The organism is Planotetraspora kaengkrachanensis (genome assembly GCF_016862895.1).
Taxonomy (GTDB): Bacteria; Actinomycetota; Actinomycetes; order Streptosporangiales; family Streptosporangiaceae; genus Planotetraspora; species Planotetraspora kaengkrachanensis.
This window is the reverse complement of record NZ_BONV01000017.1, coordinates 142112-156662: the sequence shown is the minus strand read 5'-3', so window position 1 is coordinate 156662 and position 14551 is coordinate 142112. Positions and strand designations below refer to the sequence as shown.

15 protein-coding genes and 1 riboswitch are annotated in these 14551 nt (G+C 69.5%); of the genes, 11 read left to right on the top strand and 4 right to left on the bottom strand.

Features of this window, described 5'->3' with window-relative positions:
• The first annotated feature begins 102 nt into the window (after positions 1–102).
• The 4 genes from Pka01_RS20075 to Pka01_RS20060 all read left to right on the top strand — a co-directional run bounded on the left by Pka01_RS20075 (position 103) and on the right by Pka01_RS20060 (position 4766).
• Positions 103–1701, top strand: coding sequence for an LCP family protein (locus Pka01_RS20075; RefSeq protein WP_239115145.1), 1599 nt, complete (start codon positions 103–105; stop codon positions 1699–1701).
• A 167-nt stretch (positions 1702–1868) separates the two neighbouring features.
• A complete protein-coding gene (locus Pka01_RS20070; RefSeq protein ID WP_203884340.1) occupies positions 1869–2747 on the top strand; it encodes an Fpg/Nei family DNA glycosylase in 879 nt (292 codons plus the stop codon).
• A gap of 199 nt (positions 2748–2946) precedes the next feature.
• Entirely contained in the window at positions 2947–3270 is a 324-nt protein-coding gene (locus tag Pka01_RS20065) for a rhodanese-like domain-containing protein (protein ID WP_203884339.1), read from the top strand.
• Between the two features lie 46 nt (positions 3271–3316).
• A riboswitch (TPP riboswitch) is annotated at positions 3317–3439 on the top strand.
• Entirely contained in the window at positions 3429–4766 is a 1338-nt protein-coding gene (locus Pka01_RS20060) for a purine-cytosine permease family protein (RefSeq protein WP_203884338.1), read from the top strand. It overlaps the preceding riboswitch by 11 nt.
• Here the strand turns inward: Pka01_RS20060 and Pka01_RS20055 are convergent.
• Positions 4720–5646, bottom strand: coding sequence for a DMT family transporter (locus tag Pka01_RS20055; protein WP_203884337.1), 927 nt, complete (start codon positions 5644–5646; stop codon positions 4720–4722). The two genes, Pka01_RS20060 and Pka01_RS20055, sit on opposite strands and share 47 nt — an antisense overlap.
• Positions 5647–5727: 81 nt before the next feature.
• Between Pka01_RS20055 and Pka01_RS20050 the strand changes: the two genes are divergently transcribed.
• Entirely contained in the window at positions 5728–6285 is a 558-nt protein-coding gene (locus tag Pka01_RS20050) for a CGNR zinc finger domain-containing protein (RefSeq protein WP_203884336.1), read from the top strand.
• Between the two features lie 78 nt (positions 6286–6363).
• Here the strand turns inward: Pka01_RS20050 and Pka01_RS20045 are convergent, their stop codons facing one another.
• Positions 6364–6960, bottom strand: a complete 597-nt coding sequence (locus Pka01_RS20045; protein ID WP_203884335.1) for a methylated-DNA--[protein]-cysteine S-methyltransferase — start codon at positions 6958–6960, stop codon at positions 6364–6366.
• Positions 6961–7061: 101 nt separating this feature from the next.
• Between Pka01_RS20045 and Pka01_RS20040 the strand changes: the two genes are divergently transcribed.
• On the top strand, positions 7062–8963 hold the full coding sequence (locus Pka01_RS20040) for a PAS domain S-box protein (RefSeq protein WP_203884334.1): 1902 nt from the start codon (positions 7062–7064) through the stop codon (positions 8961–8963).
• A gap of 123 nt (positions 8964–9086) precedes the next feature.
• Complete coding sequence (locus tag Pka01_RS20035; protein WP_239115144.1) at positions 9087–9539, top strand: ATP-binding protein; 453 nt, start codon at positions 9087–9089, stop codon at positions 9537–9539.
• Between the two features lie 75 nt (positions 9540–9614).
• Here the strand turns inward: Pka01_RS20035 and Pka01_RS20030 are convergent, their stop codons facing one another.
• Entirely contained in the window at positions 9615–9782 is a 168-nt protein-coding gene (locus Pka01_RS20030; RefSeq protein WP_203884333.1) for a hypothetical protein, read from the bottom strand.
• Between the two features lie 686 nt (positions 9783–10468).
• Here Pka01_RS20030 and Pka01_RS20025 point away from each other — a divergent pair.
• Together Pka01_RS20025 and Pka01_RS20020 are read left to right on the top strand one after the other, a co-directional pair.
• Entirely contained in the window at positions 10469–11167 is a 699-nt protein-coding gene (locus Pka01_RS20025) for a response regulator transcription factor (protein ID WP_203884332.1), read from the top strand.
• Entirely contained in the window at positions 11164–12282 is a 1119-nt protein-coding gene (locus Pka01_RS20020; protein WP_203884331.1) for a sensor histidine kinase, read from the top strand. The genes Pka01_RS20025 and Pka01_RS20020 overlap by 4 nt, the downstream gene beginning before the upstream one ends.
• Here the strand turns inward: Pka01_RS20020 and Pka01_RS40830 are convergent.
• Complete coding sequence (locus tag Pka01_RS40830) at positions 12274–12753, bottom strand: hypothetical protein (protein ID WP_239115143.1); 480 nt, start codon at positions 12751–12753, stop codon at positions 12274–12276. The two genes, Pka01_RS20020 and Pka01_RS40830, sit on opposite strands and share 9 nt — an antisense overlap.
• A 222-nt stretch (positions 12754–12975) precedes the next feature.
• Here Pka01_RS40830 and Pka01_RS20010 point away from each other — a divergent pair, with 222 nt between their 5' ends.
• Positions 12976–13326 carry an STAS domain-containing protein gene (locus tag Pka01_RS20010; protein WP_203884330.1) on the top strand — a complete coding sequence of 117 codons (351 nt, stop codon included), beginning with the start codon at positions 12976–12978 and terminating at the stop codon, positions 13324–13326.
• Between the two features lie 6 nt (positions 13327–13332).
• The gene (locus Pka01_RS20005; RefSeq protein ID WP_203884329.1) at positions 13333–14097 is read left to right on the top strand and encodes a glycosyltransferase; all 765 of its coding nucleotides are present in this window, start codon (positions 13333–13335) and stop codon (positions 14095–14097) included.
• Positions 14098–14551 lie beyond the last annotated feature (454 nt).

The following is a 14551-nucleotide window of genomic DNA, read 5'->3' as shown; positions in this document are numbered from 1 at the left end:
CGGAGGTCTAATACCGTAACGGCTGCGTCGGCTCAGGTGTTTCCGGTGTCTCTTAGTTGGCCGGTACGAGATGGTCTGGGTACCTTTCGCGGGAAAAGCTTGGTGAGCGATCTGCGTTCCCGCGAGGATGGAGACGTACCGTTCAAGGCAGGGGCGGTGGCCGCCCACATCGAGGTCAAGGCACTAAGGACGGGGATTCACGTGGCCGAGGACGACGACGACGCGACTCGCGCGCTTCGCCGCCCCGGGGGTGGCGGCTCACGACCGGCGGGACGGCCCGCCGACGATCCGTGGGCACGTGGAGGGTCCCCGCAGGATCCCCGATCTGCGGGACGGGACGACCCCTGGGCGGGTGGCGGATCCGCATCGGACCCCCGGCCGGAGACACGACCCGTCGACGATCCGTGGCAGGCGGGACCGTCCGCGCGCGACCCCTGGTCGAGGCCGCCGGCGGACGACGCCTGGGGCGCGCGCCAACCCGCGGGGGATGCCGGACGGGCACGGCCACCCGCGGAGGACGCCTGGACGGCCGCGGGGCAGCCCGCGCACCCCGTCCCCGACGCCGCTCGCGGGGCCGCCTCGCGCGCCGAGAGTGACGACCTGGGGAACACCACGCCTCGGGTCACCTCCAAGGTGTACGGCAAGCCGCGATCGGGCCAGGCGCCCGTCCGCCCGCTTGGCGGGCAGCACGGCGGACCGCCCGGTGGAGACGTCCCGGGATCCTCGAGTGGCGGCGGGGGCGTCAGGCGCCCCCGGAACATCGGCAAGATCGTGCTGCGGTCCGTCGCCGTGCTGCTGGTCGTCCTGATCGTCGCCACCGTGGGCGGATATTTCTGGATCGGTTCCAAGCTGCAGACGGTCGAGGCGTTCACCGACTACAGCGGCAGGCCGGCGGCCACTCCGGGTGAGGACTGGCTGCTCGTCGGCTCGGACAGCCGGGCGGGGCTGTCGGCCGAGCAGCGCAAGAAGCTCGCCACGGGTAAGGCCGTGGGCAAGCGGACCGACACCATGATGTTGCTCCACATCCCGGACAGCGGACAGCCGACGCTCGTCAGCCTGCCCCGCGACTCGTACGTGCCGATCCCCGGGCACGGCAACGACAAGCTGAACGCCGCCTATGCCTTCGGCGGCCCGAAGTTGCTGACCAGGACCGTGGAGCAGGTCACCGGGATCCGGATCGACCACTACATGGAGATCGGCTTCGGCGGGTTCGTCGGCATCGTCGACGCGGTCGGCGGCGTGAACATCTGCGTGAAGCAGAACATCAAGGACAAGAAGGCTGGGATCAACCTGAAGAAGGGTTGCCAGGACATGGACGGCGGGACCGCGCTCGGCTACGTCCGGACGCGCAAGACCGGCGCCATCCCCGACTTCGACCGCACCCAGCGGCAGCGTCAGTTCTTCTCCGCGGTCGTGCAGAAGGCGGCGAGCCCCGGCACGCTGCTCAACCCGTTCACGTCCGTTCCGCTGGCGCTGAGCGCGGCGGACTCCGTCGCCGTCGACCCGGACTCGGGCCTGTTCAACCTGCTCTCGGTCGGCCTCGCGATGAAGGGCGGCCCGGTGACCACCGCCGTGCCCATCGGCTCGCTGCCCACGATCAACGGCGCGGCAGTGGTGAAGTGGGACACGGCCAAGGCGGTGCGCCTGTTCGACGCCCTCGCCGAGGACAAGCCCATCCCGAAGGACACCATCACCAAGTGACGACGCGCGCCGGGGCCGTTCCCTCCGGAACGGCCCTCGCGTGTGCGACCCCGGGCCGGCGGCCGGGGCGCGAGCTCGCTCTGGGCATGCCCTGACGCCCGGCTGACGGCTCAGCGGCTCGCGTCGGGTCCTCGCCCACGGGGACGCGCGCGGATTACTGTGGGGGCATGCCCGAGCTACCCGAGGTGGAGGCGCTGGCGGAATTCCTCCGTGAGCGAGCCGTGGGGCGTGCGGTCCTCGGCGTCGACGTGGTGGCCTTCCAGGCGCTGAAGACGGTCGACCCCCCGGTGAGCGCGCTCGGCGGGGTGACCGTCACCGGAGTTTCCCGGCACGGCAAGTTCCTCGACATCGACTGCGACGGGGTGCACTTCATCACGCACCTCGCCCGTGGCGGATGGTTGCGCTGGCGCGAAGACCTCACGGGCGCCAAGCCCGTCCGCCCCGGCAAGGGTCCCCTCGCCGTCCGCGTACGGCTGTCGCCCGGAGACGACGGCCAGGCTCCCGGGTTCGAGCTCACCGAGGCCGGTACGCAAAAGCGCCTGGCCGTCTACGTGGTGAGGGATCCGGCCGAGGTCCCCGGCATCGCCGGCCTCGGTCCGGACCCGCTCGCCGAGGAGTTCACCCCCGAGGTGCTCAAGCGGATCGTGGATGGGAACCGCACACAGATCAAGGGGCTCCTGCGCGACCAGAAGGTGATCGCGGGGATCGGCAACGCCTACTCCGACGAGGTGCTCCACGTCGCGAAGATGTCGCCGTTCAAGATCGCCGCATCGTTGACCGACGAGCAGATCGCCGGTCTGCACGAGGCGATCGTGACGACCCTCCGCGACGCGGTCGGCCGGGCGAGGGGACTCGCCGCCAAGGACCTCAAGGCGGAGAAGAAGTCCGGTCTCCGCGTGCACGGCCGTACCGGGGAGAAGTGCGACGTGTGCGGCGACACGATCAGGGAGGTGTCGTTCGCCGACTCGTCCCTGCAGTACTGCCCGACGTGCCAGACGGGCGGCAAGCCCCTCGCGGACCGCCGCATGTCCAGACTGCTCAAATAGCTGATCGAGCCCCTCGAACAGGCGTCACACGGACCACGGCGGCGTGATGGTCGTTTCGGGAGCTCCAGCTGGTCGGCGCGGGTTTCGGGCGGCTCCAGTTCGGGGTGGGGGCCGTCCTGGCGCGTTCCATTCCGCCCTCTGGCGCCGCCGTCCGGCCAAGGCGGCCCGAGCTCTCCGCGCAAAGCCGCACAATGAACTCATGACGATGCCTGAGGTTGAGGCGAAAGCCGTTCCCGACGACGCTTACCTGCTCGACGTGCGTGAAATCGACGAGTGGCGGGCCGGCCATGCCCCGGCCGCCGCACATATCCCCCTGGGCGACCTGCAGAACCGGGTCGCCGAAGTGCCCCAGGGCCGGACGGTCTACGTGATCTGCCGGGTGGGCGGCCGGTCCGCCCACGCGACCGCCTGGCTCAACCACGTCGGCTGGGAGGCGATCAACGTCGACGGCGGTATGCAGTCCTGGGCGGCCGCGGGGTTGCCGATGGTGAGCGAGACCGGCCAGCCCCCGTTCGTCGCCTGAGCACCTTTGGACAATCCTGGATCAGATGTCATAATCCCGTTCAACATTTAAATACCGCGGGAGCTCGGGCGATACCGGGCTGAGAGGGCGGCTCCTCCACGAGGCGCGCCGCCGACCGCCTGAACCTGTCCGGATAATGCCGGCGTAGGGAGTGTGCGATGACGTCCGCCCTTGTCGATCCGCAGCACGCGGAAGTGCCGCTGACGCTCGAGGAGAAGGCTCCGAAGACCCTCGGTCTGCTCGATCAGGGAGCCTTCTGGGCCAACCTCGGAGTCAGTCTCCTCGGATTCTCGGGAGCGCTGTTCCTGCTCGACCCGTTGGGCGGCAAGCCGCTGACCTTCACGGGCGCCGTCCTCGCCGCAATCGTCGGCAGCCTCATCGGCACGGCGATGGTCGGCCTCGCCGCCATCCCCGGCGTGCGGACCGGCAAGCCCGCGATGGTGCTGCTGCGCGGCCTGTTCGGCGCGCGGCTGTCGTACGTCCCCACCGTTCTCAACATCGTGCAGATGCTCGGGTGGGGGGCCTTCGAGCTGTGGGTCATCGCCACGGGCGCGCAGGCGGTCTTCGGCACGGCCGTGCCGTACTGGGTGTGGGCGACGCTGGCCGGGGTGGTGACGATCGCGCTCACGATCTGGCCCCTGGGATCGGTCCGGCTGCTGCGCCGGTACGTCACCGTCGGCGTGGTGGTCTCGATGATCTGGCTGACGGTCGCGCTGTTCAGCCGAGGACCGTCGCTGTCCGAAGGATCGTGGGACGCCTTCGCCCCGGCGGTCGACTACGTGATCGCGCTGTCGGTCTCCTGGGTGCCCATGGCCGCCGACTACGCCCGGCACTCCAGGTCGAGCCGTACGGCCTTCGCGGGAGTGGTGGGCGGGTACACGATCGCGCAGGTCGCCTGTCTCGCCCTCGGCATCGCCGCCCTGGCCCTCGTCGGCAACGACACCGACAAGGTGTGGGACCCGTTCGTGGCCGCCCCGCTGGGCGCGCTCTTCTTCGGCATCCTCGTGCTGCGCGAGGCGGACCAGTCGTTCGCCAACGTGTACTCGACGACGGTCTCCCTGCAGAACCTCATGCCGCGGGTGGACCGGCGGATCATCTCGGTGGTGATCGGCGTGTTCACGATCGGCATCGCGCTGTTCGCCGACGTGAACTCCTACGGCGCGTTCCTCAGCGTGATCGGCGCGGTGTTCGTGCCGATGTTCGCCGTGCTCGCCGTCGACTACTTCCTCCTCGGGGGCGCCTCGCGCTGGAACACCGCGGAGGACGCCCCGTCGAGGTGGCTCATGGTGGTGCCCTGGGTCCTCGGCTTCTGCGCCTACTGGATCGTCACGGCGACGCCGACGGTCGGCTGGTGGGACACGATCTGGGAGAACGTCCGCTCGGCCGTCGGCTTCACCCACCAGCCGTGGACGAACGCGGCGCTCGCCGCCTCCCTCGTCGCCGGCCTGGTCACGCTCGCGCTGGGACGGCTGAGCCGGAGGACGGCTTCCGCGTAGCGAGGGCGACGCCGGAGCCGCTGACCACCAGGCCGAGCACGATGAGCGGGCTCAGCGGCTGATTCAGGATCGCCCAGGCCATCACGGCGGTGACCGAGGGCGTGAGGAAGAACAGGCTGCTGGCCCGGCTCGCCTGAGACCTGCGCAACATCAGGTAGAGCAGGGAGAACGCGCCGATCGAGTTGACCAGGGCCAGCCACAGGACGGCGGCCGTGAAGGGCCCCCACGCGCTCACGTGGGGGCTCTCCACCGTCAGCGCGAGCACGCCGATGACCGGCACGCTCGCGAGCAACTGGACGGCCTGGCCGCTGCGCAGGTCCATGTCGGCGCAGAACCGCTTCTGGTAGAGCGTGCCGAGGCTGAGCCCGAGCAGTCCGCCCACGCACAGCAGCAGCGCGGGGCCGGCGGACGACAACTTCTCGGCCACGGCGAGGACGACTCCGAGCGCTCCCAGACCGAAGCCCGCCCACTGCCGTGAGCTCACGCGCTCGCCGAGAAGCGGCACCGCGAGTATCGCGGTGAGCACCGGATGCAGACCCTGCACGAGCGCGGCCATGGCGCCGGTGACGCCCAGCGACATGGCGGTGTAGAAGGCGCCGAACTGCACCGCCTGCAGCAGCAGTCCGGCCACGACGACGTGCCCGAGCTTCCTCCCCCGAGGCCACCGGGCACGTGTCGCCAGGGCCGCGACGGCGAGCAGGACGCCCGCGAGCGCGAAGCGGCACAAGGTCAGCAGCAGCGGCGGTGCCGCTCCGAGCCCGATCACCCCCGCGATGAACGCGCTGCTCCACAACACGACGAACGTCCCAGGCGTCGTCGCCGCGGCCAGCCGTGCCAGGCGTGTGCCGGACTCCGCCGACGCGCCCCGCGTGATGACCATGCCGCCCCCCGATAACCACTCAAGATGGTTATTACGATGTCGGGCCGACCGATAACCTGTCAAGCTGGTTAGCATGGCGACGTGTTCACCTTCTGGAGCGGCAACCTGGCCCTGGACTTCGCCGGCACGGTCGGGCATCGGGACACCGACCGGCAGGAGTTCGTCGGCACGCCCCGGCTGCTCGCCGACTGGGTGAAGGCCGCCGGGCTCCTGGACGAACCTCCGGTTCTGGACGAGCGCGACCACGCCCAGGCCGTGCGGCTGCGGGAGGCGGTCTATCGCCTGGGGGTGGCCGCGCTGCGCGGGCGGGCGCGGACGGCGCGGGATGTGGCGGTGGTCAACGAGTTCGCCGGCCACGTCCCTGTTCGGCCGCTGCTCGTCATGGACGGCACCGGCGAACTGCGGCTGAGCCGTACGGGGTCGATGGACGAGGTGCTCGCGGTCGTCGCCAGGTCCGCGGCGGAACTCCTGGGCGGACCCGACCTCGCCCGCGTGCGCGAATGCGAGAGCGCGCCGTGCACCCGGCTCTACGTCGACACGTCGAGGGGCGGTTCACGGCGCTGGTGCGACATGCGCGAGTGCGGCAACCGCGAGAAGGCGGCCGCCTTCCGCTCACGACGGCGACCGCAGGACGGATGAGGTTCCTGCGTGACCTGCCCGGCTCGCATGCGCGCGGGCCTCTCCGGCGCCTGCGCGCCTTCCCGGCCGCGGACGACGCTACGCGTGAGTGTGGTCCGATGCGCCGGAGGGGCGGGGTGACAGGCCCTCCAGGCTGAGCAGGTGCTCCTTGGCCACGACGCCTCCGGCGTACGAGCCGAGCGCGCCGGACGAGTCGACCGCGCGATGGCACGGAGCGAAGATGCACACCGGATTGCCGGTGAGCGCGTTCTTCACCGCGTGCAGAGCCTGCGGCCGCCCGATCCGTTCTGCGATTTCCTGATATGTCGTGACACTGCCGTACGGCACGGCCAACATCATCTGCATGACCGTCCGGGTGAAACCGGTCACGAGCTGGAAGTCCACCTGGGTCGCGAAGGTCCGGACCCTCCCCGCGAAGTACGCCTCGAGCTCACGCTTCACCGGGTCGAGGCGCCGGGGGTCGGGGCCGATGAACGAGCCGATGGCCCTCGACACCCGGAGGAAGACCGCGTGTTCGTCGTCGTAGCTGCAGGCCAGCACGCCTCGTCCGGTGACGGCGAGCGTCAGCCGTCCCACTGGGGTGTCGGTGGTGCCGAAGGCGACATCCGGCGGGGCCTCGCCGACATAGCCCGGCGCGGTCACGCGTAGCAGGGCTTCAAGGTCCCCAGTGGACATGGACCCACTTCCTCTCACTACGTGAGTGAAAGCGTATCGGAGGAGTCCCGACCCAGCGGAAAAGGCCATGATCACAGTGTGAAAGGAGGCACGATGGTGGCGTGGGTGATACCAGGGCGCACGATGGCGGGGACGACGAGATCGCCCGCGCGGTCGTCGCGAGCTCTCCCGACGCGATCGTCGCCCTCGACCGGGACATGGCGGTCCTGATCTGGAACGCCGCCGCGGAGAAGCTTTTCGGCTGGCCGGCCGACCAGCTCATGGGCAGGAGGGCGCCCATCGTCCCCGCCGAGCTGATGGCCGAGCACAACGCGGTGCTCGAACGGGTCCGCACGGGCGGCCCCGTCTCGCTCCGCACCCGGCGGTTCCACCGGGACGGCCGCCTCCTGGACCTTCGCGTGGACACCAGCGCCCTGCGGACGGCCTCCGGAGCGCTCCTCGGCTACGTCAACGTGTTCCACTCCACCCAGGACGACGACGCCGCCCGCGGCCGGGTCGCGAGGCGGGCCCGGCTCGTCAGCCGCCTGACCGACGTCGTCGGCGACATCAACGCCGAGCTGGACCTGCCCGTCGTCCTCGACCGCATCGCCGCGAGCCTCACCGAGCTCACCGGGGCCGACGCGGGTGGTTTCGTGTCGATCGAAGGAGACCTGCTCCGGCTCGTCGGCGTGCACGAACTGCCGGAGTCGATGCGGGGGATGACCGCCGACCTGCACACCAGCCTCGTCGGAAAGCTCCTGCGCACCGGCAAGACCGTGCTGCTGGAGACAGGCCCGGAGGGACTCCAGGACCTCATCTGGGCCCGCGTCGACGGGCTGCACACCATCGCGGTCGGCATCGCGGCAGTCGGCGGGCGTCCGTATGGAGCGCTCTACGCGCTGTTCGCCTCGAGCAAGGCGAGCCATCTTGAGCTCGAACTCCTGGAACTGCTCGCGGGACACGCCGGCATCGCCGTCGGCAACGCCATGGCCTACCAGGACGCCGTACGGCAGCGGGCCCATGAGCGGGCCGTCTTCGACGCGAGCGCGGACGGCATCGCCGTTCTCGACGGCGCGGGCCGGGTCATCCAGTGGAATCCCGCGGCCGCCGAGCTGACCGGCCTGCGCGCGCGTGAACTGATCGGAGGCCCGCCGCCCTTCCCGCTGCCCGCCCCCGGCGAGAAGCTCACCATCCAGTTGTCGTCGGGCCGCTGGCTCGACGTGCTCTGCGCGGAGATCCCCGAGACCGGCGAGAGCGTCGTCGACTTCCGTGACGTCACCAGGGCCAAGGAGCTGGAGGAGGCCAAGGACCTGTTCCTCGCCACCACGAGCCACGAGCTGCGCACTCCCATCACGATCGTGCGCGGCTTCGCCAGCACGCTCGACTCGCGGTGGGACCACCTGTCCGACGGCGAACGCCGCTCCGCCGTACACACCATCGCGGAACGTGCCAGGTCGCTCGGTCAGCTCATGGATCACCTGCTGCTCGGCTCGCGGGCCGGAGCCGACGAGCTCAAGGTCAAGGTGGAGGTCTTCGACCTCGGCGAGAGGGTCCGCGCGGCGACCCTGGGCCTTCCGGTCCTGTCCGACCGGCACCGCGTGGAGGTGGACATCCCTCCCGATCTCCCTGCCGTGTACGGCGACGAACTCGCGACCGACATCGTCCTCGGGCAACTCCTGGAGAACGCCTTCAAGTACTCCCCCGATGGCGGGCTCATCCGGGTCGAGGCCTGGGCCGAGGGCGAACGCGTCGTCCTCGCCGTCGACGACGAAGGGGTCGGCATCGAGCCTGCGGACCGGGAGCGCGTCTTCGAGCGGTTCGTTCAGGCGGACAGCGGGAACCGGCGCAGGTTCGGGGGAGTCGGCCTGGGCCTCTACATCGTTCGCAGCCTGGCCAGAGCCCAGGGAGGCGACGTCACCGCACTTCCCCGTCCCGGCGGAGGCACCCGGATGCGGGTCGCTCTGACAGGGGCCGGCCTAATACCTGATCCGACACACCGGCGGGGTAACGAGGTCGCCACGTAAGAGCTGATCTATCGTCCAATGTGCACAAGCTGTGATCGGAGCACGGTTTCCTGGACGATCGAACGGGGCATTTCGGTCCTACTGGGAGGCTCGTCTCCACTGGGGGATCGGGAAATCGGGGAGGTGAGTGCGTCGAGCGTCGTGATGTTGCCCTACGCACTGTCGAGCGTCGCCGCCGCACGCCAACGCCTCAGCGCCGAAATGCTGGCAGGGGGAATGCTTGTCGGCGCCGTGGACGATGTGGTCCTCGTGATGAGCGAGCTCTTGAGCAACTCGCTCCGGCATGCCCACCCGCTGGCGTCCGGCCAGCTCAGGGTGGCCTGGACCTGCTCCGACGACCAGGTCGAGGTGTCGGTGAGCGACGGAGGCGCGACCACGGAGCCGCGCGCAGGACGTCCCACGCTCTCGTCGCTCGGCGGCCGTGGGCTCGGGATCGTCGAGTACATCGCCGACCGCTGGGGAGTCCGCCACGAAGGGGACTCGACCACGGTATGGGCCGTCGTCCACGTCGCCTGGCAGGCCCGAAACGCAAACCCTAGAACGACCGAAACCCCGGCCCTGCGCGAGGTGGGGTGACGGTCTGACGGGTTTTTGGCGGGCCTCGGTCGTCCGGTCGGCGTGGGTTGCTTCGGTGGTGTCGGCTGGACGGTCCTAGCGGGACATCTTCCCGACGACGGTGATCACCGCGACGACCACCACGGCGATGAGCGCGACGAGGAGCAGGAACTTCAGCGTCGCGAACAGCGCGGGGATCACGAATCCGAAGATCAGCCAGAGGGCGAGAATGACGCCCACGACGGTCAGCACAGCACGGGCCATGCCCCCAAGGTACGGTCTGACGCCCCCGGTCGCGAGGTTGATCGCCGAAGACTCACGACCTTGTCCCAACCGTGACACGCTGCGTGTTGAACAGGTCACACCCACCCCAAGAGTTTCACGTGAATCCTCTTCCTGGCGTGATCATGCACAAGCTCGCGGGCCCTCTGGTGGTGTGATCATGCACAAGTTCGGAGACTTGGCGTTTGACGTGCGTATTGGCAGGTCGTGATCATGCGCGCCTTCGGACCAGGGGCCGCCGGCCTGGGCGCATGCCATCCGTGATCATGCAGCGACCCCGCATGGCGGGTGTGATGGGCAGGCGGGAGCCGTACGGGGTCGTCGGTATCGAGACCACTCTGTGTGCATGATCACGCAGGGTGGACGGCTAGGTCGATGCGCGTCGGCTCGAACCTGTGCATGATCAAAAAATGGGAAGGTGCAGGTCGGGCGGCCTGCCGCCGAACGTGTGCATGATCACGAAAAGTGAAAGCGCAGGCCATGGCCGACAACGCCGAACCTGTGCATGATCACGGCAGGAGTGTGCGCAGGTCAGCTTCGCCGTCCCCGAACCTGTGCATGATCACGCGGGAGAAACGGCGCGGGGAAGTCTTACGGTCTGGTGACGGGCTTCGGAGGGGACGGCATGCCGGTCATACCTTGGGGTTAGGCCATTCCCGAGGAGTCAGATGACTGGCAATCCCGCACGTGTCCTGGTCGTCGACGACGACCCGACCGTGGCAGAGGTCGTCGCCCGCTACCTGGAGCGCGACGGCCACACGGTCGAATGCGTGGGCGACGGCGCCGAGGCGCTCCGCCGGGCGCTGGCCGATCCGCCCGACCTCCTCGTCCTCGACCTGATGTTGCCGAAGATGGACGGTCTGCAGGTCTGCAGGAAGCTCAGGGAACGCTGGCCGGTGCCGGTCATCATGCTGACCGCGCTGGGCGAGGAGATCGACCGGGTCGTGGGCCTCGAGACGGGGGCGGACGACTACGTCACCAAGCCCTTCAGCCCACGGGAACTGGCCCTGCGGGTGCAGTCGGTGCTGAGACGCGCCCGCGGCGCGCTGGTCCCGACCGGCACCGGCGTGTTGCGCGACGGGGACCTCGTCGTCGACGTGGGCGCGCACGAGGTCACAGTGGGCGGCGAGGAGATCGTTCTGACCGCCAGGGAGTTCGACCTGCTCGCCTACCTGCTGCGCAATCCCCGCCAGGCGTTCAGCCGCATGGCCCTGCTCGACCAGGTCTGGGGCTGGTCCTTCGGTGACACGTCGACGGTGACCGTCCATGTGCGCAGGCTCAGGGAGAAGATCGAGCCCGATCCGACCGATCCCCGGCGCATCGTCACCGTCTGGGGGGTCGGCTATCGATACGAGCCCCTGACATGATCCTCCAGATCGTCGCCGTTTGCGCCGGGCTGGGCCTGATCATCGCAGGTCTGGGGCTGGCCCTGCTGCGGGTGCTCCGCCGGCGTTCCATCGGCGTGATGCTCGCGGTCGTGGCCGTGGTCACCGTCTCGGCGACGCTCGCCGGCGTGGTCGCGATCACCTTGGCGATGATCATCGATGGCCGGGCCAAGAACATCGTGCTCACCGTCGTGGCCATCGGAGGGCTCGTGGGGCTGGGCGTCGCGCTCATCAACGCGCGCCGGGTGGTGCTCGCCAGCAGGCGGCTGGTCGCCGCACTCGACGACGTGTCCCCCTCCGGCCGGTTCGCCCCTCCCGAGGGCCCGCTGCCCGCCGAACTCGACACCATCGGCCTGGCTCTGACCCAGGCGTACGAACGGCTGCGTCTGGGCCGCGAACGCGAGCAGAACCTGGAGAGCGCCCGGCGCGAGCTGGTCGCCTGGGTGAGCCACGACCTCCGCACGCCGCTCGCCGGGATGCGCGCGATGGCCGAGGCGCTCGAGGACGGCGTCGCCGACGACCCCGACACCGTCAAGCGCTACCACACGCAGATCAGGCTCGAGGTGGACCGCCTTTCCGGCATGGTCGACGACCTCTTCGAACTGTCCCGCATCCACGCGGGCACGCTGCGGCTCTCCCGAAGAAAGGTGGGCCTCGGCGACCTGGTCGCCGACGCCCTGGCGGGAGTGGAGCCCCTCGCCCGGGCCAAGCGCGTCCGCCTGTCGGGCGAGGCCGACGCCGTCCTGCCTGTCGACGCGGACGCCGGTGAGCTCAGCCGTGCCGTACGCAACCTGGTGGTTAACGCGATCCGTCACACGCCCGCGGACGGGACCGTCACCGTCCGGGCGGTCGCCGAGGGCGACATGGCGAGCCTGTCGGTCCTCGACTGCTGCGGCGGGATCCCCGAGGACGACCTGTCGCGGGTCTTCGACGTGGCCTTCCGCGGCGAGGCCGCCCGCACTCCCGGGCCGGACGGCGGCGCCGGGCTCGGGCTGGCCATCGCCCGCGGAATCGTGGAGGCCCACCAGGGCGTGATCGGCGTGGTCAACGAGGGACTCGGCTGCCGCTTCGAGATCCGGCTGCCGCTGTCAGCCTGAATCTCCTCCCGCATCTCCTCCTGCGTCGAATTCCGCACCGGCCTCAGGTTCCGTGTCGGCGGGACTGTCACGTCCCGGGCCGCGGCCGCCCGGCTCGCGGAAGGAGAACGCCTCGGCCATCGCGCGGAATGTGGGACAGGGCCATCGCCACATGCAACTTCTGCATCGCAGGATCGGATTGTTGGCGTCGCTCGTGATCCCCCCGGCGTCCCGGGGCTGGTGGAGATCCAGCAACCGGATGCCGAGCTCCGCGAAATTCAGCAGTTCGTCGCGTGCCTCGGAGAGGAACTCGAGGTCCTCTCCGGCCAGCCGCGCGCTTATGGGGACATATCCCTCGCGATTGATCAGCGAACGGAGCGGTTCGGCCGCGTCGCGCCACGACGACGCCTTCTCCGTGCGGACCTGGATGACTTCAAGCCGCTCCCTGAGCGTTCGTCGCTGATGATCCTCGGGAAGTTCACTGTTCATCATGCTCTCGGGCCCACTGTGCTCGGCGCCCGCCCTCCTTCGCGAAGTGACGACCAAGACGCGGAGGTTCCGGGCCCCCCATCCGGCCAAGCCGGTGTCGCATACGGTCAAGCTTCGCGCACTCTGCGTGTACTCGCTGCCCGAATCGGGGACAAAGGGCGGACGACTCATCGGTAATTCCGGAGGAACGTGACCCGAGGCCGGTACGGCGCTAGTGTGCGCCTCGTGGAGCTCAAAGTCGCGACGCAATCCCACGCCGGTCACGCCGTCATGGCGGTCGCCGGCGAAATCGACCTTTACACCGCTCCCCGGTTGCAGACGGAGTTCACCCGACTGCTGGAGACCGGGCCGGACCGGGTCGTCATCGACATGTCCGAAGTGGAGTTCTGTGACTCCACGGGCATGAACGTGCTGTTGTCGGCGCTCAAGCGGCTGCGTGAGCGCGGCGGCAGTCTGGAAGTGGCGGCGCCTCGACCCGCGGTGCGAAAGATCCTCCAGGTCACCGGCCTGGACTCGGTCTTCACCGTCCACGACACGGTGCCCGCGGACCTGCTCACGGCTGAGCAGCAGGGATAGCCGCACATGAGTGAACTGGTGGTGCCGACGCCGGACACCGCGGTCGTCATCCCGGCCAAGGACGAGGCCGACCGGATCGGCGCCACCGTGACCGCCGCCCTGAAGCTGCCCGGTGTGGATCTCGTGGTCGTCGTCGACGACGGTTCGGCCGACGAGACCGGCCGGGTGGCCAGGGCGGCCGGCGCCCGGGTCGTACGGCACAGCAGGAACAAGGGCAAGGCCGCCGCGATGGAGAGCGGGGCGGAGGCCGTGCAGCTCCTCGACGAGGACGTGCCGCGGAACCTGCTCTTCCTCGACGCGGACCTGGGAGAGACCGCCTCCGCGGCCCACGCGCTGATCACTCCGGTGCGGGCAGGCACGGCCGACATGACCATCGCGGTGTTCGCCACCCGGGTGAAGCTCGGGGGACACGGCATGGTCGTACGGCTCGCCCGCGACGGGATCAAGCGGCTGACCGGATGGGAGCCCGCCCAGCCGCTGAACGGCCAGCGGTGCCTGACCAGGGCGGCGTTCGAGGCGGCTCAGCCGCTCGCCCACGGGTTCGGCGTCGAGACCGGAATGACCATCGACCTGCTCACCAAGAGGTTCCGGGTGGTCGAGGTGGAGGTCGACATGGCCCACCGCGCGACGGGAACCGACTGGCGGGCCCAGATGCACCGCGCGAAGCAGTTGCGCGACGTCGGGCGGGCGCTCGCGGCCCGCGAACCGGCGATCAAGCATGGCATGGAAGCCATCAAGCAAGGCAAGGGCGGCCTCCGCCCCCGCCCCTGAGTGTGATCATTCACAGGGGTTCAACCGCCCCCCTCGGCGTGATCATGCACAGATTCGGCGATGGCCTGCCTGACCTGCGCCTCCACCGGCCGTAATCATGCACGGATTCGCCGATGTGCGTGTTGACCAGGCCCGACGCCAATCGTGATCATGCACGGGTTCGTGCGCATCCGCGTCCATCAGCCGTGACGGCTGTCGTGATCATGCGCGTGGTTCTCCTAGTCTTGCCCTCGCCGGCGGAAACGTCGTGTGTGATCGCGCGGGGCGTCCCCGAGGGGTTCCGTTGGTCGCGCATCGTCGATTGCCAGATCACAAACGCCATCAGGCCAGGTCGGCGAGGTTGCAGAAGAACGTGCGCATGATCACGGTCGACGAAAGGGCAGGTCAGGCATGCCGTCCCCGAATCTGTGCATGATCACGCCAAGGGAAGTGGCTGGTGGCGCGGCACATCCCG

Excerpts from the sequence above, each read along its gene's own strand:
- Pka01_RS20045 (WP_203884335.1), bottom strand. The coding sequence starts at position 6,960 with ATGTCCACTGGGGACCTTGAAGCCCTGCTACGCGTGACCGCGCCGGGC.
- Pka01_RS20020 (WP_203884331.1), top strand. The coding sequence starts at position 11,164 with ATGATCCTCCAGATCGTCGCCGTTTGCGCCGGGCTGGGCCTGATCATC.
- Pka01_RS20070 (WP_203884340.1), top strand. The coding sequence starts at position 1,869 with ATGCCCGAGCTACCCGAGGTGGAGGCGCTGGCGGAATTCCTCCGTGAG.
- Pka01_RS20060 (WP_203884338.1), top strand. The coding sequence starts at position 3,429 with ATGACGTCCGCCCTTGTCGATCCGCAGCACGCGGAAGTGCCGCTGACG.
- Pka01_RS20025 (WP_203884332.1), top strand. The coding sequence starts at position 10,469 with ATGACTGGCAATCCCGCACGTGTCCTGGTCGTCGACGACGACCCGACC.
- Pka01_RS20030 (WP_203884333.1), bottom strand. The coding sequence starts at position 9,782 with ATGGCCCGTGCTGTGCTGACCGTCGTGGGCGTCATTCTCGCCCTCTGG.
- Pka01_RS40830 (WP_239115143.1), bottom strand. The coding sequence starts at position 12,753 with ATGATGAACAGTGAACTTCCCGAGGATCATCAGCGACGAACGCTCAGG.
- Pka01_RS20055 (WP_203884337.1), bottom strand. The coding sequence starts at position 5,646 with ATGGTCATCACGCGGGGCGCGTCGGCGGAGTCCGGCACACGCCTGGCA.
- Pka01_RS20065 (WP_203884339.1), top strand. The coding sequence starts at position 2,947 with ATGACGATGCCTGAGGTTGAGGCGAAAGCCGTTCCCGACGACGCTTAC.
- Pka01_RS20005 (WP_203884329.1), top strand. The coding sequence starts at position 13,333 with ATGAGTGAACTGGTGGTGCCGACGCCGGACACCGCGGTCGTCATCCCG.